Below are 19,823 nucleotides of genomic sequence, written 5' to 3'. Positions count from 1 at the left end.
TATCGTGGAATATTCAAATCGAACAGTAGTTTATTTTTATTTTCATATAGGATGATACATCAACTTTATTCTATATCTACATGAAATTTAAAAAGGGTAACAACTGTATTTATTATGTACTACAAGTAAAGTTTTGATTTCATATGCTATTTACGCTGAAAAGTGAATAGGAACACCTCCCACTGATTATTAGTAGGACCAACCGGCTTTTACGGGCAGTTGATTTTGTTTAATTGGTCATTTCATTTTCCACTTTATTTCTTCCTAATAATGAACTTTTGTCATCAAACAAAAAAACTCCTGAATTTGCATATACCACTATTCGGATTCAATTCAAATGCATACAACTCATTTTTTCACCTTACTTGACTCATTCAAAATTAGCACGAGGTTCCTCTAACCGCTTCTTACCTCTCCAGTTAAATAAGCTTTCCGTCTTCGTTTGATGCCCTGGTTTCACAAACAGCATTGCTCCCATTGCAATAGCGGCCAAAATGGCAGCTACGATAAACATAGAAGGATAGCCATAACTTACAACTAAGTATCCAGTTAAAGTCGGGGCTAAGATTGTCGCGATATTAGCGATGAAATGCATAATTCCACTATATGTTCCTGAGTAAGCAGGAGCGGTATCGACAATAATTGCCCAAAATAATGAACTCGGTAAAAAAGCAAACGCATTTCCAAGCGACATAAGCGCTAATACAGCTACGTAATTATTCATCGCTGGAATGAAGATAAAACAAATTGCTGTCAGTAATAAAGCAATAATCGGTAACCCGGTTCGAGCTAAACGAAGGTTTCCTGTTTTACGTAAAATACGATCAGATAGCTTCGCCCCTAGCGGCAATGTGATGCAAGCTCCGAGCCAAGGAATCATCCCAAGATACCAAAGGGAAGATAATTGAAAATGGAATACATCTTGCAAGTATTTTGGTGTCCAAGTTAATATTAAAAAATTGATATATTGGAAACAAAAATATGCTATCGTAACCATAACGAATGTCGGAACTTTAAAAAAGGAGTACCATGGCTCTTTTGGAATTTCTTTCTCTACTTTTACTGATTGAAGCACACCTTCCGTACTTCGTATTTCAGCTAGTTCTTCTTTTGTCACTCGTGGATGATCCTCAGGCATATTCGTAAAAGTAAAGTACCAAATAATCGCCCATACAATCCCTATTGTACCGAGGATAAAAAACATGATTTTCCAACTAGTGAAAGATAGCAATAGAACAGCTACAGGTGCTGTTAATACTGCCCCTAACGGAACGCCAACAAAACCAAGGGATGTTAGAAAAGCTCTTTCTTTTGGAGCTGCCCAGTTTGCTGCTGTCTTATTCGAAACCGCAAAAGATGGCCCTTCTGTTAATCCAAATAAAACGCGGAAAATAGCAAATCCTATTAAAGCAGACCCTCCAAAAACAGCGATCCCTATTTCTCCAGCAAAAGCGGTCGCAATTTCAAAAATAGACCAAGCCGTTGCTGCTACGATCCATACAAATTTCGGCCCTTTTTTATCTGAAAAAATACCTCCTAATAAAGAACCGATCATGTAACCGTAACCAAAATACCCTAATATAGCTCCCCACTCCTTCGGGTCAAAGCCATATTCCTTTATAATGAAAGACTGCGCATAAGCGATGGCTCCTCGATCAATATAATTTACCATCGTAATAAACGTGAGCATTGTAAAGACATAATAACGAAATTTATTCTTCATCAAAATTCCCACTCCCCCCCGCATTCTTTTGTTTTTCTTTCTAATCCTTTAATAGAATGACATGGACCTTACCGGGGCCATGAACTCCAAAAGCTAATTCCATCTCAATATCACCTGTCCGGCTAGGCCCAGTGATAAAATTAATACAGGCAGGTAAACCATTCGAAACCTGTTCATGAATTCTAGTTACTCCTTCTGTTAAACGTCTATAAATTGTATGTTCTGAGAGAATTGCTACATAAACTGCTGGCAAAACGCTAACTAAACGTCCGCGTCCACCACCATTCCATAAAACAACCGTTCCCGTCTCAGCGAGTCCCATTTCGGCATATGTAATTCCCATATCCACTTGAGCTGCATAATCCCGTAGTTCTCTTTCACCTTCTTTCCTTTGCCAAATTCGATGAGAAACGAAATTTCCTGTTAAACACTTTCCTATTCCAAGCTGGTGTAATCTATCATCATCCCAATACACCGCAGATTGAACATTAAATTTATGTACAACATACTGAAGTGCACTCCCTATTTCTGAACGGTGTATATGACTTACTTCTGTATGTAACATATGCAAGTTTGCAATAAACTGCTCTATTAAACTTTCGTGATCTATCTCATTAGAAAAGTGGCTAAGTGGATTGTTTTTCCACCTGGGAGGAGTAACTCCCGAGCGACGTTCTCGATTTAATTTACGTGCGATATTGTTTAAAAAAGATTGTTGTACATCCGTATTCATATTATGAATCCCTCTTTTCTTTTTTCCACCAATCACGGAACGATTGTTTGGCAGGTTTTGGAAAATCTCTACTTTCTGTCCACCCTTTTAATGGGCCGGGACCATTCGCAATATATCCATCTTTTGCAAAGATCGATAAACCTGTGTGTGCCATTTTAATAGTTTTCTCATAAACGAACGGATGGCTCGCCATAAACGTGAAACCTTTAAAAGCCAGTTGTTCAAATTTCGTTATAAACCCTTGTTCCACAATATCTTTACGATGCTCAATAAGAAGGTCATGTAATGGGATTTTCACAGGGCAAACATCTGTACACGCTCCGCACAAACTTGATGCAAATGGTAATTCTTTTAACTCTTCATATCCTTCTAATAAAGGCGCAAGTACTGCTCCAATTGGCCCACTATAAACACTTCCATAAGCATGCCCCCCAATATTACGATACACAGGACAAACATTTACACAAGCTCCGCATCTTATACACTTTAATACTTCTTCATAAGCAGTTCCTAACATATTAGAACGACCATTATCTAAAATGATTAAATGAAATTCTTCAGGTCCATCCATATCTTCATGTAAACGCGCCCCGTTAATTCCAGTTACATAAGATGTAATCTTTTGGCCTGTAGCACTTCTTGTTAACATTGAAACGACTACATCAAGATCTTTCCATGTCGGAACAAGGCGTTCCATCCCCATAATCGCAATATGGACTTTGGGCAATGTCGTAGTAAGGCGAGCATTTCCTTCATTACTTATAAGAACAACGGATCCAGATTCCGCTACCGCAAAGTTACAACCAGAAATACCAATATCAGCTTCTAAAAAACCTTTCCGCAATCGCTCCCTAGCAAATTGTAGTAATTGATTCGTATCAACTGGTATCTCTCTTCCTGCTTCCTTAGAAAAAAGCTTTGCTACTTGTTCCTTCGTTTTATGAATGGCCGGGGCGATTAAATGGGATGGAGTTTCTCCAGCTAGTTGAATAATATACTCACCAAGATCGGACTCTACTACTTTCACCCCTATCTCTTCTAAGCTTTTATTAAGGTGTATTTCTTCTGAAACCATGGACTTTGACTTAATCACTGATTTCGCTCCTTTTTTTCTTGCGATTTCAGAAACATACGATACGGCATCTTCCGCTTTGAAAGCGAAATGCACATGCCCTCCATTTTTTCGAACATTAGTAGCTAATTGTTCCAAATAACTATCTAAATTTTCAATTGTATGCATCCGAATTTCAGATGCTGCCTCGCGCCATTCTTCCATATTCCCTAATTCCTGTGTAGCTTGTTCCCGTCCCATCCGAAGCCTATCTTGTGTAAACGGAACTGCGCTTCTCATCTGCGGATCGTGCAACGCTTTATCTACTCTTTTCAAAAAAACTTGTTCCCCCGCCACACTCATTTATTCAGCCCCTTCGCCAGTACTTCTGCTATATGTAACACTTGAATGTTTTTATTTTTTCTGCGCAATCTTCCCCCAATATTCATAAGACATCCCATATCTGCTCCAATTAAGAGATTTGCTTCTGTCGCCTCAATATGTTTTATTTTTTCATTAACCATCGTTTCAGAAATCGAGCTCATTTTCACTGCAAAAGTACCACCAAACCCGCAGCAATCTTGGCAATATGGTAATTCTTTTATGTCTAGACCTTCTACTTGCGATAATAACTTCAGTGGTTCCTCTTTGATCCCGAGCGCCCGACTCATATGACAAGATTGATGGAAAACAGCTTTCTCAACCAACTTAGATTTCCAATCATTTTTCCCAAGTACATTCACTAAAAAGTCCGTCAACTCATACGTTCTATCCGCTAAATGAACCGCTTTTTCATACCATTCACTATCACCTTTAAACATCTCTTTATAATAATGATGAACCATGCTGGCACAAGAACCTGAAGGCGTCACAATATATTCACTATGTTCAAATGCTTTGATCATTTGCTTTGCTGCTAGTTTTGCATCTTCTTGATATCCACTATTGTAAGCTGGTTGTCCGCAACAAGTCTGTCCTTCAGGGAAATCTAGCTCCACTCCACATTGCTTCATAATTTCTACAACACTTTTACCTACTTCAGGAAAAAACACATCTGATAAACAAGTAATAAATAACGAGACTTTCATCAAAATCCCCCCTCAAAACGATTCGATCTATTTTCAAGTTATTATTTTTCTGAACATTATTTTAAATTTTTAGAATTTTCTATTTTTAAAACTTTTTGTTTATGATATCATGTGGGAGATTATATGAAAACTATCTATAAGGTTGTTTTCCCATACAAAAATGGTATAGAAAGGGACTTTGACATGGATATAAGAAAACTTCGTTACTTTATTGTAATCGCTGAAGAAAAACAGCTTACCCGTGCTGCCCAGCGACTTCATATGGCACAGCCACCTCTAAGTAGACAACTATCGTTACTAGAACAAGAATTATCAGTAAACCTCTTTGAAAGAAACGGCCGAAATATGTATTTGACTGAAGAAGGAAAAATTTTATATACGAAAGCAAAAAACATTATTGATCAATTAGAAGAAACTATTACGGAGATTAAAGATACCGGTGAAGGGCTAAGGGGGAATCTATCTATTGGAGCATTTCATTCTTGCATTCCTTTTCTCTCTGAAAAAATCCGCTATTTTCAAGATAACTATCCAAATGTGAACTTAAAAATATGGGAAGGTGGCCCTTTTTACTTAATAGAGCAATTAGAAAATCGGTATATCGAACTTGCTATTTTGCGTACACCTTTTAATAAAGATGTTTTTTCTAGTATTTGTTTATCAAAAGAACCTTTCGTATTAGTCATGCCTGCTAAATGGGAACTATATCACTCACAGCTTCCAATTGCTCTAACCGAATTAAGTCATATTCCCCTTTTACTTTTACATAAAGATAAAGAAAACAGCTATCATCAGCTCGTCATCGATGAATGCAAGCACCGCGGTATTCAATTAAACATCGCATGTGAATGTCCTGACTCCGCATTTATTCTTATGCTTATCATGACTGGAGTTGGAGCGTCTATCTTGCCAAAAAGTGCTGTATCTCATATTCCACAAGAATTAATAAAAATAGTTGATTTAATAGATTTTCCTTATGAGTCTGAATCATCAATTATATGGCTGAAAGATCGAAAGCTTTCTAAAAGAGCTCAACGATTTATAGAATGTACATGAATTCATTTTAGAGGTGTAGCGATAAATTTATTCGCTTCTCCATCGCTATTATCTCGTTTATAAAATTATTTCTTCTATTATTATCATTGGACATATTATATTAGTCGCGTATGTGAATGCGAGAATAGCTCATTAATCCTTTTAAACAGAAAAAAGTACCCACCAAATGATCATTTGATGGGTACTACATAATACATTTTTTATTTACAGGATTTTAATTAAGACCAAATCCAAACATCATCATTATTTTCAACGTTGCTCTTTACTTCATAAACCTTTTCAATATGATCGGTTGTGTTCCAGTTAATAGAAATACCACCCCATCCCACATACTTCATATCAATTTTCACTTTCTCACCCGTATGAAATACTTGTCCCTTTGTTAAGAAAACATCAATAATCACTTTCTTCCCGTTTAGCGATGGATACTCCACTACGACATATTTATTAGCACCGTCTCCCTCATCTTCCATCGTTCCTACTTTTGATACTTCACCAATTACATAATCAGGTGAGCCATCTTCTTTCATGTGCATGCCTAACTTGTTTGTTGTATTTTCAATTGCAGTTGCAACCATATATTCTGTAAAATTACGCATCATAGATCCAGTAGCTTTTACTTCATCTCCTACTTTCACATTTGAAAATGAATCTATATATACACTAACAGGTTCTTCGTATTGCTTAGATTGTACGACAATTACACCGTTATCTACTTCTACTACTCGTCCTTCTAATGTTGAAAAATTCGATTCTATAGAAGCTGCATTCGCTTTTGTTAGTTCTAACCCTGGTAAATTCGTTCCTGATAATGCTGCGATTCCTAAAGCACCTGCTAAAATTAATTTTTTCATACCCATTATGAAACATCTCCATTCATGATGATTTTATTTTTGATTGGATACGACCAACCTGTAACTATTATAGTTACAAGTTATATAAAATAGCAACCATCTTTCTTATGCAATGTTGCATACTGTAACTTTTAAATATATTCAACACGCATGCTAAATTCTTGAATACCAGCAGGTAAACGGAATGATGATGAAGAAATAAATGTGATGCATCATATTTTTCAATGCTACAGTTTGTATAATTGTAGTCCATTACATTATGTAGGAGAAAGAAAAAGTAAACAAAAACATAGACAAAAGTAGGCAAAGTAGTTATTTACGCAAGAGTATCAAATCCAGGTCAGAAAGATGATTTAGAAAATCAGGCTGAGTTTTTAAAAACATTCGCAAATGCACGAGGGATGATTGTAGATGAAGTTATCAAAGATATTAGTAGCGGATTAAACTACAAAAGAAAACAGTGGAATAACCTGATTGACAGTTGTATGGAAAGAAATATTTCGACTATCATCATCGCACACAAAGATAGATTTGTACGTTTTGGATATGATTGGTTTGAAAAGTTTCTTCGTAAAATGGGAGTGAAAATTATGATTGTTAACAATGAAAAACTATCTCCTCAAGAAGAACTTGTTCAGGATTTAATATCTATCATTCATATATTTAGCTGTAGAATATATCGGCTGAGAAAATACAAAAAGAAAATGTCGGGGGATGAAGATTTATGAAAAGAGCATATTTAATAGAAATCAAACCGACAACTGAACAAGTTAGTAAAATCCGTCAAACTATTGGGGTGTGTCGATATGTATATAACCTGTATATCTCTAAAAATAAAGAGGCATATGAGTCGGATGGGAAATTTCTTAGTGGCTATGACTTTTCTAAATGGTTAAACAACATTCATACAAAAGAGTGTGACCAGTGGATTAAAGAAGTGTCGAGCAAAGCGGTAAAACAAGCGATTATGAATGGAGATAAAACTTTTAAGCGATTTTTTAAAGGGTTATCCAAATTTCCACGATATAAGAAAAAGAAGAAGCAAGATGTGAAATGTTATTTTCCTAAAAACAATAAAACAGATTGGACAGTAGAAAGACATAGAGTAAAAATCCCCACAATTGGTTGGACAAGGTTAAAAGAATATGGATATATCCCTAAAAATGCAACTGTAAAAAGTGGCACAGTATATCAAAGAGCAGGAAGATACTATATTTCTATACTCTGTGAAGTGAAAGAGGTAAAACCAAATTCAATTCTCAATGCAGTAGGTATAGGAATTGATTTGGGAATTAAAGACTTCGCTGTACGTAGCGATGGAAAAACTCACAAAAATATAAATAAAACAGTACAAGTAAAAAAGATAGAAAAACGGTTAAAACGTGAACAACGCTCTTTATCACGCAAATTTGAAAATATAAGAAAGAGAGGTGAACAATCTGTTACTAATAAAAGAGCGAATATAGATAAAAATATTCTTAGGGTGCAACAACTACATGCTAGGCTAGCAAATATTCGATTAGCGTATGTAAAGTCTATTGTAAATGATGTGGTGAAAACCAAGCCAATGTTTATTACAGTAGAAGATTTGAATGTGAAAGGTATGATGAAGAACAAACATCTATCTAAAGCTGTAGCGCAACAATGTTTTTATGCTTTTAAAACATGGTTATCAACGAAATGTAGGGAATATGGAATTGAACTACGGCAAGTGGACAGATTCTATCCATCTTCTAAAATATGTTCATGTTGCGGTCAAAAAAAGTCGGATTTAAAGCTGTCTGACCGAGTATATACATGTGATTGTGGCAATGTAATGGATAGAGATTTGAATGCGTCAATCAACCTTTTACAAGCAAAAAATATACAATACTAACGTAAATAGATTGTATATATGTACGGTGGGCTACATCGGAATTTACGCCTGTGGAGTGTCACAGCAAACTGTAGTAGCAAGTGATTAGCGAGGCAGGGCACGTAGAAGCAGGAATACTCTAAGAATATACATTTGTCTATATTTTTAGTAGCAGCGGAGTTAACATGTTAATAAAACCAAAAAGATTACAGGCAGGAGATATTGTAGCAACAGTAAGTCCTTCATGGGGAGGCGCAGGTGATTCTGACATAAGATGGCGTTATGAACAAGGAATTAAAAGATTAGAAGAAGTTTTCGGTCTTACGGTTATCCCAATGCCAAATAGTTTAAAAGGTAGCGAATTCATTTATAACAACCCAAAGGCTCGTGCAGAAGACTTAATGACAGCATTTAAAGATTCCCGCGTGAAAGCAATTATTGCAAATATTGGCGGTGAAGATAGCATTCGCTTACTTCCTCATATAGACTTTAATGTAATACGTGAAAATCCGAAAATTTTTATGGGATACTCTGACGTTACCATTTCACATTTATTTTGTCATAAAGCAGGTCTTTCCTCTTTTTACGGTCCAGCAATTTTGACCGACTTTGCTGAAAATGTAGAGATGGATCCATATACGGTTGAAATGGTAAATCGAACTCTCTTTTCAAATGAAACAATTGGCGAGATTCAACCAGCTCATAAATGGACAAGTGAGCGTTTAGAATGGATTGAAATAAATAAGGATACAAGACGTACGATGCAGCAAAACAACGGATATGAGTTACTTCAAGGCTCTACTACTGTACAAGGGCGTTTAATTGGTGGGTGTATCGAAGTATTGGAATTTGCAAAAGAAACGGAACTTTGGCCTGAGAAAAAACATTGGAAGGATAGTATTCTCTTCTTTGAAACTTCTGAAGATCATCCAGAACCAAGTTATATAAAGTATTGGTTACGAAATTATGCAGCGCAAGGCATTCTGCAAAAAGCAAAAGGTATCATTTTCGGTAAACCGAAAGATGAACAATACTATGAAGAATATAAACATGAAATACTGAAAGTTATGAGAGAATATAACTTAGAAGATTTGCCGATTCTTTATAATTTAAATTTTGGCCATATCGAACCGAAGTTTATTTTACCTTACGGCGCAATGGCAGAAATTGATTGTGGAAATGGATCGTTCTCTATTTTAGAAAGTGGCGTGGAATGAATAAAATCACTCCTATGAGATATGAATGTGAATGGATACTTTTTAAAAGTATATAATTGGAGGGAGATTACGTGTATGGAAGTAACATTTACAGTAAGTAAATGGGATGAAAAACCAATTGATGATACTAAAAAAGATTTCCCTATTAATATTGCCCATGTTGAATATGATATTGATGGGGAATTAAAAGGAAAAGCTTTTGTTGAATACTTATTATATTATTTAGACTCAAATATAAATGATGGTCACTTAGCTACTGCTAAAATTTCTGGATTTTTACACTTTGAAGGGATTTATAAGGGACAACAAGGAACATTCACAGCTATAGAGCAAGGAATATTTGATAAAGGAAATTTAGATTCCCCAGGAACAATTATTAAAGCTACCGGTAACTTAGAAAGTCTAAGAGGATCCTATCATTATCAATTTACAGGTCAAACTAGTAAACTAATTTTAGAGTTTGAATGTTAGCAAAATACCTTATACTTTAGTGGAAAGGACATTTCTTGTAATACTAGGAATGTCCTTAAAATTCGTTCAAAGGTGATTTTTTCGCCTACCTATAATTTAATTTCATTGGTACCCCTCCTCAAAGCTCTTTTAAAATAAGAAAAACCGAAACTAAAATTATTTCGGTTTTTCAAAATAATGAAGTCTATCATTATTTTAAAGAATGTACAAATAACCCACTACGCAGTTTCGGTTCAAACCACGTTGATTTTGGCGGCATAACTTCTCCAGCGTCTGCGATTGCTAATAAAGATTCCATTGATGTCGGATATAGCGAGAACGCCGCTTTATATTCACCGCTATTTACAAGGCGTTCTAGTTCTTCTAATCCGCGGATTCCTCCGACAAAATCAATGCGTGAATCAGATCGCGGATCATGTATTTCAAGCACTTGGCTTAATAAATGATCTTGCAAAATAGATACATCTAAACCTTTCACAAGATCATTCGCATCAAACGTTTCCTCTTTTACTGTGAGCTTATACCACTTCTCGTTTACATACATACCAAATGTTTTTGGCTCATTTGGTTTATACGGAGAAACAGGTGCTTCTTCTACATAAAAGTATTGCGTGATTTGCTTTAAAAACTGTTCTTCTGATAAGCCGTTTAAATCTTTCACAACTCGGTTATAGTCCCAAATGGATAATTCATCATGAGGGAATAAAACTGATAGGAAGAAATTAAACTCTTCTTCTCCTGTATAATTCGGATATTGTTCTCTTCGCATGAGCCCAACTTTTGCTGCTGATGCGGAGCGGTGATGTCCATCTGCAATATAAAGATTAGGAATATCTTCAAATACGTTTACTAAATTTGCAATTACTTCTTCATCAGTTATTTTCCAAGCAACATGCCTAACGCCGTCTTCTGCTGTAAATGTATAGATTGGCGCATGTTCTTCTTTCCAGCTGGCAATGAAACGCTTTATCTCTTCTTTTGTACGATACGTTAAAAAGATAGGACCTGTATTTGCATCACACACATCTACGTGGCGAATACGATCTAATTCTTTTTCATGACGCGTTCTTTCATGTTTTTTAATTGTATCGTCTTCATACTCATCAATAGATGTACAAACGACAAGACCGGACTGCGTTCTTCCTTGCATCGTCAGTTCATAAATGTATAACGCTGGCTCTTCGTCTTGAATGAACACTTCTTCTCGTATCAATCGATTTAAATTTTCACCCGCTTTTTCATATACGCGATCATCGTACGGTGAAAGCGCTGGGTCTAAATCAATTTCTGCTTTATCAACGTGTAAGAAAGAATACGGATTCCCTTTTACAACCTCTCTTGCTTCTTCACTATTTAATACATCATACGGTAAAGCTGCCACTTCCGCTGCTTTTTCTTCTACTGGACGAATGGCCCGAAACGGTCGGATTTTTGCCAATTCCCTCTCTCCTTTACACAATCATTCGAACGGCTACAACACCTGTAATTTTGCTTATATTTTCCACAATGTTCTCTTTTATTATATCATCAATTCCGTTATCGATATCAATCATTGTGTACGCCCAAGAATGTTTACTTCGATTAATCATATCTGCAATATTAATATGATGCTCTGCTAAACACCCTGTAATTTGTCCTACCATGTTCGGTACGTTTTGATGCATGATTGTAATACGTTTCTTTCCGATATACGGCAGCTCAACATTTGGATAGTTGACTGAATTACGAATATTTCCTGTCTCTAAATATTCACGTAATTGGCGCGCTGCCATGACTGCACAATTTTCTTCTGATTCAGATGTAGATGCGCCAAGGTGAGGCGTCGCTGTTACATTTTTCATCTTTATCACATTTTCATTCGGGAAGTCCGTTACGTAATGTGCAATAATCTCTTCTTCTAACGCTTTTTGAAGAACCTTTTCATCTACAAGTTCTCCTCTAGAGAAATTGAATAGACGCATTCCTTTTTTCATTTTCTCTATAGCGTGTTCACCAATAATCCCCTTCGTTTGATTCGTAAGAGGAATATGAAGGGTAATATAATCACATGTTGCAAAAATTTCATCTAAACTAAATGCTCTTTGCACATGTGTAGAAAGGCGCCATGCTGTTTCAACTGAAATGTAAGGATCGTATCCGACAACGTCCATCCCTAACGCTAACGCATCGTTCGCAACTAAAGCACCAATTGCGCCAAGTCCGATAACTCCTAGACGTTTCCCTGCAATCTCTGATCCAACGAATTGTTTTTTTCCTGATTCAACAAGCTGCGGTACTCCTTCCCCTTCTAAATTTTTCGTCCAGCTTACTCCGTTAATAATGTTACGTGAAGACATAATAAGACTTGCGATAATGAGTTCCTTTACTGCATTGGCATTCGCTCCTGGCGTATTAAATACTACAATCCCTTTTTCTGTACATCGCTCGACAGGAATATTATTTACCCCTGCACCAGCTCTTGCAATCGCCTTTAAGTCTTTTGAAAACTCTTCTTGATGTAAAGAATAACTGCGAAGTAAAATACCGTCTGGGTGGTCCATTCTCTCCCCTACTTCATAACGCTCTCCGCCAAGTACTTGCAAACCTTTTTCTGCAATTTGATTTAACGTTTGAACACGAAACATATCCCCATCTCCCTATCTATTCTCAAGCTCAAATTCCTTCATATAATTTACTAATTGCTGTACGCCTTCTGCTGGCATCGCATTGTAAATACTTGCGCGCATACCACCGACCGATCGATGCCCTTTTAACGTAACAAGGCCTCGTTCTTTCGCTTTTTGTAAAAACTCATTGTTCAGCTCTTCTGACGGCGTTGTAAACGGAATGTTCATAAGTGATCGATACGTAGGATCAACTGGTGAAGTAAACATTTTTGATTCATCTAAGAAATTGTAAAGAAGTGAAGATTTCATTTTATTTTGTTCTTCAATCGCAGATACTCCGCCTTGCTCTTTCAGCCACTCTAGTACAAGTTTCGTTACGTAAATACTAAAGGACGGCGGTGTATTATATAAGGAGTTATTTTTACTGTAAGTTTCATAGTTTAACATCGTAGGACAAGAGCGATCTGCTCCTCCAATTAAATCCCTTTTTATAATCGTAATCGTTAAGCCCGCTGGCCCTAAATTCTTTTGCGCTCCCGCATATATAAGACCAAACTTCGAAACATCATATCGTTCTGATAAAATATTTGAGGACATATCCGCAACGAGCGGTACTTTATCTACATGTGGAATGTCCACATATTTCGTTCCCTCAATTGTATTGTTCGTTGTAATATGTACATAATCTAGTTTTTCATCGCCTAATAAACCATCCAGTTTAGGAATTGTCGTAAACTTCTCATTTTCAGAAGAAGCAATCACTTGCACTTCTCCTACTTTTTCAGCTTCTTGCATCGCCTTTTTAGACCATGAGCCAGTCAATATATATCCTGCTTTTTTATACGTATTCATTACATTCAGCGGTATCATAGAAAATTGTAATGACGCACCGCCTTGTAAAAACAATACTTCATACTCATCAGGAATGTTCATTAATTCACGAAGCAAGCTACTCGCTTCCTCTATAATACTTTGAAAATAAGAAGATCGATGACTCATTTCCATAATAGACATGCCTGTCCCGTTATAATTTACAAGCTCCTTTTGCACTTTCTCTAAAACTGGCAAAGGGAGTATTGATGGTCCTGCTGAAAAATTATACACTCTTTCCATCACCCAGATGACCTCCCTATTTCTCATTTTAATATTTTTAAACTTTCTGAATTATAACCCACAATACAAGACACGGTCAATTTCTTTTCTAGTATTACGGCGCAAGAAGCAATGGAATCGCTTGCAAGTGCCAATGTTTTTATAAACACACAAAAAAGTGTTAAGTACATAATCGTACTTAACACTCTAGTAATAAAGTATAATTGCTAATTGTCCGTGAAGAACCGATCAAAAATTTGATAAATTGCAGAAAGACCAATGAGCCAATAAATAGTGTCCACAAGCGCCGGCATAGAACCAAACCATTTCTCAACTACATTGTAATCTAACGCTACAAATAACCAATTCAAACCGCCAAGAATCACCAAAATTACTGTAAGGTAAGACAAAAATTTCATTATGATTGCCCCCTAGGTGATAAGATGGTGAAAGGCCTTTCACTAGAAATATATGTGGTAAACTTTAAAACTTACCTATTTTATAAAAATTATTTTCGGTACCAGCCATTAATAACTGCTGCCGTTTCTTGACTATGTATTTGATACGCATGCGTACTATTATGAGATCCAATAAACCAAATTGAAAAGCCTTTAAAATATGGCTTCGGTTCTAATACGTCACGGTAAGCGCGCCATCCGTTTAATTGTACGTCTTTTGAAAACACATTAGAAACATCTGGATTCCACGGATTTTGTAAGCCTAGTTCACGCGCTGGAACGTTAAATCCACCAAAGTAAACTGGCTTTCCTGTTGCTTTATGTAATTGTTCTAGTTGTTGAACGACATTTTGCCCACGGTTATATACTGTCGTCGCAAATAAACTTTGCTTCACTTCTTCATATGATGGATTTCTTTTTCCTGAAACTTCAAACCAACTATCGATACTAACAATGTCTACCTTCTTTAAATACGGACGATTTATTTTCTCAACAAACTTCGCTTCATATGAAGGATCCCAGCTTGCTGTTAACCACCAATTCATTTGATACAAAATATTTCCTTTATACTGCTGGCGAACAAAATCAATTGTATCGCTCCAATATCCTTCTGCATATTCCATATTCACGAAATTAGATGCAATCTTGAGTCCATACACATTATATTTACTTGTAATCGAGTTAAAGATGTCTTGCAAAATAACCGTTTTCCAATTCCAGAAGAAATCATTAATATTACTTGGATTCCATTCCGTTTCTCCAACATTTCCTTGCTGAATATATGGGAACGGTTCCACTATAACTTGAATATTACGCTTTAATAATTCTTGAATTAAAATAATAGCCTGTTGCTTTTGCGCTTGATTAATTACCATGTTCGTAGAAGTCACATTCGGAATATCTACCTGAATTGGTACATTTACTGTATTTAAATTTAAGCGCTCTACATCAGCTAACACTTTCGCTACATTTCCAACTTCCCATACCGTTACATTTCCTGATTTGATTTTTCCAGATTGAACAGTATTTACATCTGCCTGTACATTTCCTTGAAAACAAAAAGAAAACAGCATAATAAACACTCCTAAAAAACTTATTAAACTCTTATTTTTCTTCACAACTTTCCCCCTATAATTTTTGGCTTTCTTGATTATTTTATACAATGTTTCATATATATTCCACAAAAAATCCAATAAATTTTTATTGATAAAAATGCGATTCATCCTTTATTCACATCTTATTCATACTAAGCTCCTAAAAATAGTAAGATAAATAAAAAAGGAACGGATTTCCGCTCCTTTTTTATCTTTTTACGATTATCAATCCATTTCCCTTTTAGGCTCTACCAACATGATGTGGGATTCCTTTTCGGTGAAAGGTTTATGCTCAACGCCTCTCGGGACAATAAACATCTCGCCCTTAGAAATTTTCACCTGTCCATCACGGAAATCGATGAACATCTCCCCTTCAAGCACAATAAATAGCTTATCCGTATTAGGATGCTCATGCCATATAAAATCTCCATTAGCTTTAAAAAGCTGAATTTGATCGTCATTCATTTCACTAATCACTTGTGGATACCAATAATCGTTAATTTTAGATAACTCGTCATTTAGTTTAATAGGTTGGTAATGGATAATGATCCCTCCTCATTTTCAACTTCCACTATATTACAGTAATCTAAGTAAAAAAGTCGTTATTATGCTTAAAAAGAAAATGCTCAGGCCAGAACTTTTCATTCAGATAGTACAAAGGAGTGATTTCAATGAAAGTACTTTCAATCCAATGTTTCCTTTAACTCTCCATAAGTATAGAACAGTGATTTTCAAATAAGAATGGACCCCTGTTGACATTAGTATGGATTATTGATGAACTTCTCGCGATATTTAGTAGGCGAAATGCCAACTCGCTTCTTGAAAACTCTACTAAAATAAAAAGGGTCTGCGATTCCAACAGCCTGCGCAATTTGTTGTACAGGCACACCACTTGTACATAACATTTTTTGAGCCATCTTTATACGATAGTTCAATAAATATTCTGCTGGCCCCATACCTGCATGCTTTCTAAACACGTAAGAAAGACGATTTCGATTAACATTATTTTGTTCTGTAAGCGTATGTATTGTAATATCTTTATAATAGTATTTATGAACGTAACTAGATATTCGTTCGAATAAAGTATGCGATTCATAGTTGTTTTCTCTATTGACAACACTTAATAAAGCTTCATTCAACGCTTCACGAAATAGCATTTCCGTCTGAAACATCGAAATGCCTCCTCGCTGATTATACACATCCCAAAGACGCATAAGTAATTCGACAAGACGAGGAGATTGTCCTGTTAATAATTCAAAATGCTGATGAGTAAAGCCAGAATCTTCTCGTTCTGAATTGCTTATCCGATATAAAACAAGAATATATTCCCAGTTTATTTCACCAAGCATTTTATGGGCTAATGTCATTTTTGCACCCCCATGTATAACTTTTCCTGGGGAAAGGGTATACGGCGTACCATTAAATTGAAATTCCGTCTTCCCTGTAAGTGGAAATACAAATCCTGGGAAAGAATCTGTAGACTCAGCACAAGGCACACCTGGATTTTTAGCATAACGATATACTCCTTCTACTCGGAAAGGAGTATTGGCAAGATACTCTGCTAACTCATTCACGTCCAACTTCACAATGCAAGCCTCATTTCAATAATAGTTTTCTTGTAATTCGTGAGATTAATTGGTGTACATTCTAGGCAACGCTAAACTAAAAATAGTACATACGACTTAACAACATCTAGTTATTAACCTATAAATATATTGTTTTTCATTTATTGACAAAAGTATCCTCCCTATATTATTGATAATGATTTTCATTGTAGTTTGATAAAAAAACATTTGTCAAGTTGGATGGCCTAGAAAAATGATGAAACAAGGGGTACAGATAGACGGTTCTGTTGCAAATAATACCTGGCCTTTGTTAACTAAATCTCTCAAAACTGGAATGATCATGTTAATAGTTTTATTAGTTACAGCACTTGCAGCATGTAGAAATAATCGTAATCCTGAAGAGGTTGCTACAGCGTATTTCGAAGATGGAAACAGCCTACTATCAAATTAAATGATAGTAGGCTGGCTGTTAAAGTTATTTAAGAACTGGGTTATGTTCTAAATGATAAGCTTTCATTATCAAAAAGATTATTACTAGTCCTCTCCACAAACAAAAATACTCTATCACTTCGGCTCCAAGTTTAACACCTTCCCTTCTATCTCCTCCGTATTCAATGTAGTCGTATGATACGTGCCATTTACCCAATCATCTATTTGATCATGATACCAATCACTTCTAAAATGTCCTGATTGTCCTGGCCCTACAATATGATAACCGTTTGACATATCCTTCGTATCAATAACGAATCGCCAAGACGCTCCATGATTGACAATACCGTTATCGCCGGAACTCGCCGCTTGAACGGTAACTTGACTTCCGCCAATTGGAACTGGTTTCTCACGATTAAATGCAAGTAGTGCTAACACACTAGATGATTTTGAGATTGGATGTGTAAAAGCAAGTTGGTGATAATCGTCCCACTTCCACTCCGTAACATCTGGTCCATATTCCTTCTGTAATTTCTTCATTACATTTTCGTACGATGTATGCACAACTTTTGTGAATCCTCCGTACTTCGTAAACCAAGCGCTCTTTTCTCCTGCTACTTCTTTTCGAATCAATTCATCCACAACTTGTGACTTCCCTTCAAATAACTCCATCACATCTTTCGGAATTTCTTTTGAAAATAACGTATTTGAAATCTCCTTCATTAATAAATGGAATAGTAACGGTGCCGCGTCATCTTTACTATCGTAAAAATTCCACTTCGTTAATTGTTTTACGCCTTCTTTCTCCACTTCATCTAAAGGCGCTTTATTTAACTCTTTTAACAATATAGGAGTAAACTCTTTCCCGTATAAATTTTTTTGATCCATCTGTAACTCTTCTAAATCTTTCACTGTATATTTTTCCTTCTCTTGTAAAAACTCTTGAATACGCATTTGCCTATATGGCTGCGCCCACGTATTACTAATATGATACGGATAATTATCATCTACAATTTTATTATTCGCAGTTGAAATAAACCCTTGTTTTGGATTGATTACTTTTGGAAGCTGATCATACGGAATATACCCTTCCCATTCATATTCACCTGTCCATCCTGGAACAGGTAAACTACCATCACCTTTTTTACGCACTGGTATATTTCCATTTGCTTTATAAGCAATTGTGCCGTCATTTGATGCAAATACAAAGTTTTGAGTTGGTGTATGGAAATCTTGCAGTGCCGTTTCAAACTCATTCCAGTCTTTCGCCTTATTCATATTTAATACAGCCTTTAATTCAGCGGAAGGCTCCAAAGCAGTCCATTTCAAAGCAAATACTGTTTTCGTCTTCTCTTCCCCTTTATCCGCAAACTCTGAAATGACTGGACCGTGCCTCGTAACCGTAACATTATACGGTATTGTCTTTCCGCCTTTTACTTTAATAGATTCATCCACAACGGTCGCTTTTTCCCACTTATCGTTATATAGAAATTCGTTTTCATTATTAGGATTTCGCTTTTCAATATATAAATCTTGTACATCAGGGCCGGTATTCGTAACGCCCCATGCTATTTTGTCATTGTGACCTAATATAACACCTGGTACGCCAGCGAAAATAACGCCACTCACATTCAAATCTTTCATTTCAAGTGTTGATTGATACCAAATAGAAGGTGTCGCAAGAGATAAATGAGGATCATCCGCTAACATCGGCTTACCAGACGCACTCTTCTCACCACTTATAACCCAATTATTACTACCATTAAACTCTGGTGGAATGATTGTTTTTGCAAAACTTTGTGCTACGTCTACATTTGTATTTTTCAGTTCAGCTAGCAATCTAGGGGCATCTTTCGGATATGTAGGAAACAGCTCATTTGCTTGCTCTTTCGGTAGATTTTTTAGCGCCCAATACCGAAACGCCTGTCCGTGCCAATGTCCGCCTAAATCAAACGCCATATACTTTCCAATCGTTAACGTATCCACAATTGACCATTCAGCAGGTTCATAGCCTAATATAGTAAACTCAACTGGCAATTTCTTTTCCACTTTTGCCTCGCGTATAAAGGCATTCACCCCATCAGCAAATGACTGCAGAGCAAATTTCGCTTCTCCATCATATTGGCTAACAGACGCTTCGGCTGCTCGCCGTAAACCGAGCGTTCGAAACAACTTATCTCGATCAATAGCTGCTTCCCCTACAACTTCACTTAACATCCCAGAAGCTTGCCTTCTACTTAAATCCATTTGAAATAATCGATCTTGCGCTTGTACATACCCTTGCGAAAAATATAAATCATGTGCATTTTCCGCTTTAATATGCGGTACACCTTTACTATCCCGCTTTACCGTAACAGCACGTTGTAAATCCTCTAGCTTTATCGTTCCATCTATCTTTGGCATAGATCTAAGTGTATATATGTTCAAAAAAATCGCTGTACAAATTATTAACAAAAGAACGATACTACTAGACCAAATGAAAATTCTCTTACCCCTAGTTCGTTTCTTCTTTATAACAACTTCCATATAAC

At 36.2% G+C, this 19,823-nt stretch carries 17 protein-coding genes and 2 pseudogenes; 6 read left to right on the top strand and 13 right to left on the bottom strand.

What is annotated here, in order from left to right; translation table 11 throughout:
• Positions 1-370: 370 nt before the first annotated feature.
• From ACTFSI_RS18430 to ACTFSI_RS18415, 4 genes are read right to left on the bottom strand one after another with little or no spacing between them, the layout of a single operon-like run.
• On the bottom strand, positions 371-1,723 hold the full coding sequence (locus tag ACTFSI_RS18430) for an MFS transporter (RefSeq protein ID WP_197225611.1): 1,353 nt from the start codon (positions 1,721-1,723) through the stop codon (positions 371-373).
• A 40-nt stretch (positions 1,724-1,763) separates the two neighbouring features.
• Positions 1,764-2,456 carry a LutC/YkgG family protein gene (locus ACTFSI_RS18425; protein WP_138321610.1) on the bottom strand — a complete coding sequence of 231 codons (693 nt, stop codon included), beginning with the start codon at positions 2,454-2,456 and terminating at the stop codon, positions 1,764-1,766.
• 1 nt (position 2,457) lies between these two features.
• Positions 2,458-3,870 (bottom strand): LutB/LldF family L-lactate oxidation iron-sulfur protein, encoded by a 1,413-nt coding sequence (locus ACTFSI_RS18420; RefSeq protein ID WP_138321608.1) that lies wholly within the window; start codon positions 3,868-3,870, stop codon positions 2,458-2,460.
• The gene (locus tag ACTFSI_RS18415) at positions 3,867-4,595 is read right to left on the bottom strand and encodes a (Fe-S)-binding protein (protein ID WP_138321606.1); all 729 of its coding nucleotides are present in this window, start codon (positions 4,593-4,595) and stop codon (positions 3,867-3,869) included. The genes ACTFSI_RS18420 and ACTFSI_RS18415 overlap by 4 nt, the downstream gene beginning before the upstream one ends.
• Positions 4,596-4,778: 183 nt before the next feature.
• Here ACTFSI_RS18415 and ACTFSI_RS18410 point away from each other — a divergent pair, with 183 nt between their 5' ends.
• On the top strand, positions 4,779-5,651 hold the full coding sequence (locus ACTFSI_RS18410) for a LysR family transcriptional regulator (RefSeq protein WP_138321604.1): 873 nt from the start codon (positions 4,779-4,781) through the stop codon (positions 5,649-5,651).
• 218 nt (positions 5,652-5,869) lie between these two features.
• On the opposite strand, the gene ACTFSI_RS18405 is transcribed toward ACTFSI_RS18410, so the two are convergent.
• Positions 5,870-6,511: a hypothetical protein gene (locus ACTFSI_RS18405; RefSeq protein ID WP_139895190.1), complete on the bottom strand. Its 642-nt coding sequence runs from the start codon at positions 6,509-6,511 to the stop codon at positions 5,870-5,872.
• A 299-nt stretch (positions 6,512-6,810) separates the two neighbouring features.
• Between ACTFSI_RS18405 and ACTFSI_RS18400 the strand changes: the two are divergent.
• The 4 genes and pseudogenes from ACTFSI_RS18400 to ACTFSI_RS18385 all read left to right on the top strand — a co-directional run.
• Positions 6,811-7,233: pseudogene (locus ACTFSI_RS18400) on the top strand (IS607 family transposase); the annotation flags it as partial.
• Positions 7,230-8,386 (top strand): annotated as a pseudogene (locus tag ACTFSI_RS18395) (RNA-guided endonuclease InsQ/TnpB family protein). The pseudogenes ACTFSI_RS18400 and ACTFSI_RS18395, both read left to right, overlap by 4 nt.
• Before the next feature lie 159 nt (positions 8,387-8,545).
• On the top strand, positions 8,546-9,577 hold the full coding sequence (locus ACTFSI_RS18390) for a S66 family peptidase (RefSeq protein WP_138321598.1): 1,032 nt from the start codon (positions 8,546-8,548) through the stop codon (positions 9,575-9,577).
• A gap of 75 nt (positions 9,578-9,652) precedes the next feature.
• Entirely contained in the window at positions 9,653-10,048 is a 396-nt protein-coding gene (locus tag ACTFSI_RS18385) for a DUF3224 domain-containing protein (RefSeq protein WP_000454100.1), read from the top strand.
• Between the two features lie 190 nt (positions 10,049-10,238).
• Here the strand turns inward: ACTFSI_RS18385 and ACTFSI_RS18380 are convergent, their stop codons facing one another.
• The 7 genes from ACTFSI_RS18380 to ACTFSI_RS18350 form a co-directional block, all read right to left on the bottom strand.
• Positions 10,239-11,486: a DUF1015 domain-containing protein gene (locus tag ACTFSI_RS18380; RefSeq protein WP_044793132.1), complete on the bottom strand. Its 1,248-nt coding sequence runs from the start codon at positions 11,484-11,486 to the stop codon at positions 10,239-10,241.
• A gap of 13 nt (positions 11,487-11,499) precedes the next feature.
• The gene (locus tag ACTFSI_RS18375; protein WP_044793134.1) at positions 11,500-12,672 is read right to left on the bottom strand and encodes a 3-phosphoglycerate dehydrogenase family protein; all 1,173 of its coding nucleotides are present in this window, start codon (positions 12,670-12,672) and stop codon (positions 11,500-11,502) included.
• A 12-nt stretch (positions 12,673-12,684) separates the two neighbouring features.
• Positions 12,685-13,767, bottom strand: coding sequence for a 3-phosphoserine/phosphohydroxythreonine transaminase (gene serC / locus ACTFSI_RS18370; protein ID WP_044793246.1), 1,083 nt, complete (start codon positions 13,765-13,767; stop codon positions 12,685-12,687).
• A gap of 206 nt (positions 13,768-13,973) precedes the next feature.
• The gene (locus tag ACTFSI_RS18365) at positions 13,974-14,165 is read right to left on the bottom strand and encodes a DUF378 domain-containing protein (protein ID WP_000670803.1); all 192 of its coding nucleotides are present in this window, start codon (positions 14,163-14,165) and stop codon (positions 13,974-13,976) included.
• A gap of 89 nt (positions 14,166-14,254) precedes the next feature.
• Positions 14,255-15,322 carry a glycoside hydrolase family 113 gene (locus ACTFSI_RS18360; protein ID WP_138321596.1) on the bottom strand — a complete coding sequence of 356 codons (1,068 nt, stop codon included), beginning with the start codon at positions 15,320-15,322 and terminating at the stop codon, positions 14,255-14,257.
• Positions 15,323-15,523: 201 nt separating this feature from the next.
• On the bottom strand, positions 15,524-15,763 hold the full coding sequence (locus ACTFSI_RS18355) for a cupin domain-containing protein (protein WP_000997182.1): 240 nt from the start codon (positions 15,761-15,763) through the stop codon (positions 15,524-15,526).
• Positions 15,764-16,056: 293 nt separating this feature from the next.
• Positions 16,057-16,884 carry a helix-turn-helix transcriptional regulator gene (locus ACTFSI_RS18350; RefSeq protein WP_000762802.1) on the bottom strand — a complete coding sequence of 276 codons (828 nt, stop codon included), beginning with the start codon at positions 16,882-16,884 and terminating at the stop codon, positions 16,057-16,059.
• A 232-nt stretch (positions 16,885-17,116) separates the two neighbouring features.
• Between ACTFSI_RS18350 and ACTFSI_RS18345 the strand changes: the two genes are divergently transcribed.
• Positions 17,117-17,314, top strand: coding sequence for a hypothetical protein (locus tag ACTFSI_RS18345; RefSeq protein ID WP_138321592.1), 198 nt, complete (start codon positions 17,117-17,119; stop codon positions 17,312-17,314).
• Positions 17,315-17,427: 113 nt separating this feature from the next.
• On the opposite strand, the gene ACTFSI_RS18340 is transcribed toward ACTFSI_RS18345, so the two are convergent.
• Positions 17,428-19,818, bottom strand: coding sequence for a penicillin acylase family protein (locus tag ACTFSI_RS18340; RefSeq protein WP_138321590.1), 2,391 nt, complete (start codon positions 19,816-19,818; stop codon positions 17,428-17,430).
• Positions 19,819-19,823: the final 5 nt, after the last annotated feature.

Source organism: Bacillus cereus group sp. MYBK101-2 (genome assembly GCF_051918845.1).
Lineage (GTDB): Bacteria > Bacillota > Bacilli > Bacillales > Bacillaceae_G > Bacillus_A > Bacillus_A paranthracis.
This window is presented reverse-complemented; position numbering and strand designations above follow the sequence as displayed.

Coding starts and splice junctions, on each gene's coding strand:
- ACTFSI_RS18415 (WP_138321606.1), bottom strand. CDS start 4,595: ATGAAAGTCTCGTTATTTATTACTTGTTTATCAGATGTGTTTTTTCCT.
- serC (WP_044793246.1), bottom strand. CDS start 13,767: ATGGAAAGAGTGTATAATTTTTCAGCAGGACCATCAATACTCCCTTTG.
- ACTFSI_RS18385 (WP_000454100.1), top strand. CDS start 9,653: ATGGAAGTAACATTTACAGTAAGTAAATGGGATGAAAAACCAATTGAT.
- ACTFSI_RS18390 (WP_138321598.1), top strand. CDS start 8,546: ATGTTAATAAAACCAAAAAGATTACAGGCAGGAGATATTGTAGCAACA.
- ACTFSI_RS18345 (WP_138321592.1), top strand. CDS start 17,117: ATGATGAAACAAGGGGTACAGATAGACGGTTCTGTTGCAAATAATACC.
- ACTFSI_RS18425 (WP_138321610.1), bottom strand. CDS start 2,456: ATGAATACGGATGTACAACAATCTTTTTTAAACAATATCGCACGTAAA.
- ACTFSI_RS18430 (WP_197225611.1), bottom strand. CDS start 1,723: ATGAAGAATAAATTTCGTTATTATGTCTTTACAATGCTCACGTTTATT.
- ACTFSI_RS18355 (WP_000997182.1), bottom strand. CDS start 15,763: ATGAATGACGATCAAATTCAGCTTTTTAAAGCTAATGGAGATTTTATA.
- ACTFSI_RS18420 (WP_138321608.1), bottom strand. CDS start 3,870: ATGAGTGTGGCGGGGGAACAAGTTTTTTTGAAAAGAGTAGATAAAGCG.
- ACTFSI_RS18410 (WP_138321604.1), top strand. CDS start 4,779: ATGGATATAAGAAAACTTCGTTACTTTATTGTAATCGCTGAAGAAAAA.
- ACTFSI_RS18340 (WP_138321590.1), bottom strand. CDS start 19,818: ATGGAAGTTGTTATAAAGAAGAAACGAACTAGGGGTAAGAGAATTTTC.
- ACTFSI_RS18405 (WP_139895190.1), bottom strand. CDS start 6,511: ATGGGTATGAAAAAATTAATTTTAGCAGGTGCTTTAGGAATCGCAGCA.
- ACTFSI_RS18365 (WP_000670803.1), bottom strand. CDS start 14,165: ATGAAATTTTTGTCTTACCTTACAGTAATTTTGGTGATTCTTGGCGGT.
- ACTFSI_RS18375 (WP_044793134.1), bottom strand. CDS start 12,672: ATGTTTCGTGTTCAAACGTTAAATCAAATTGCAGAAAAAGGTTTGCAA.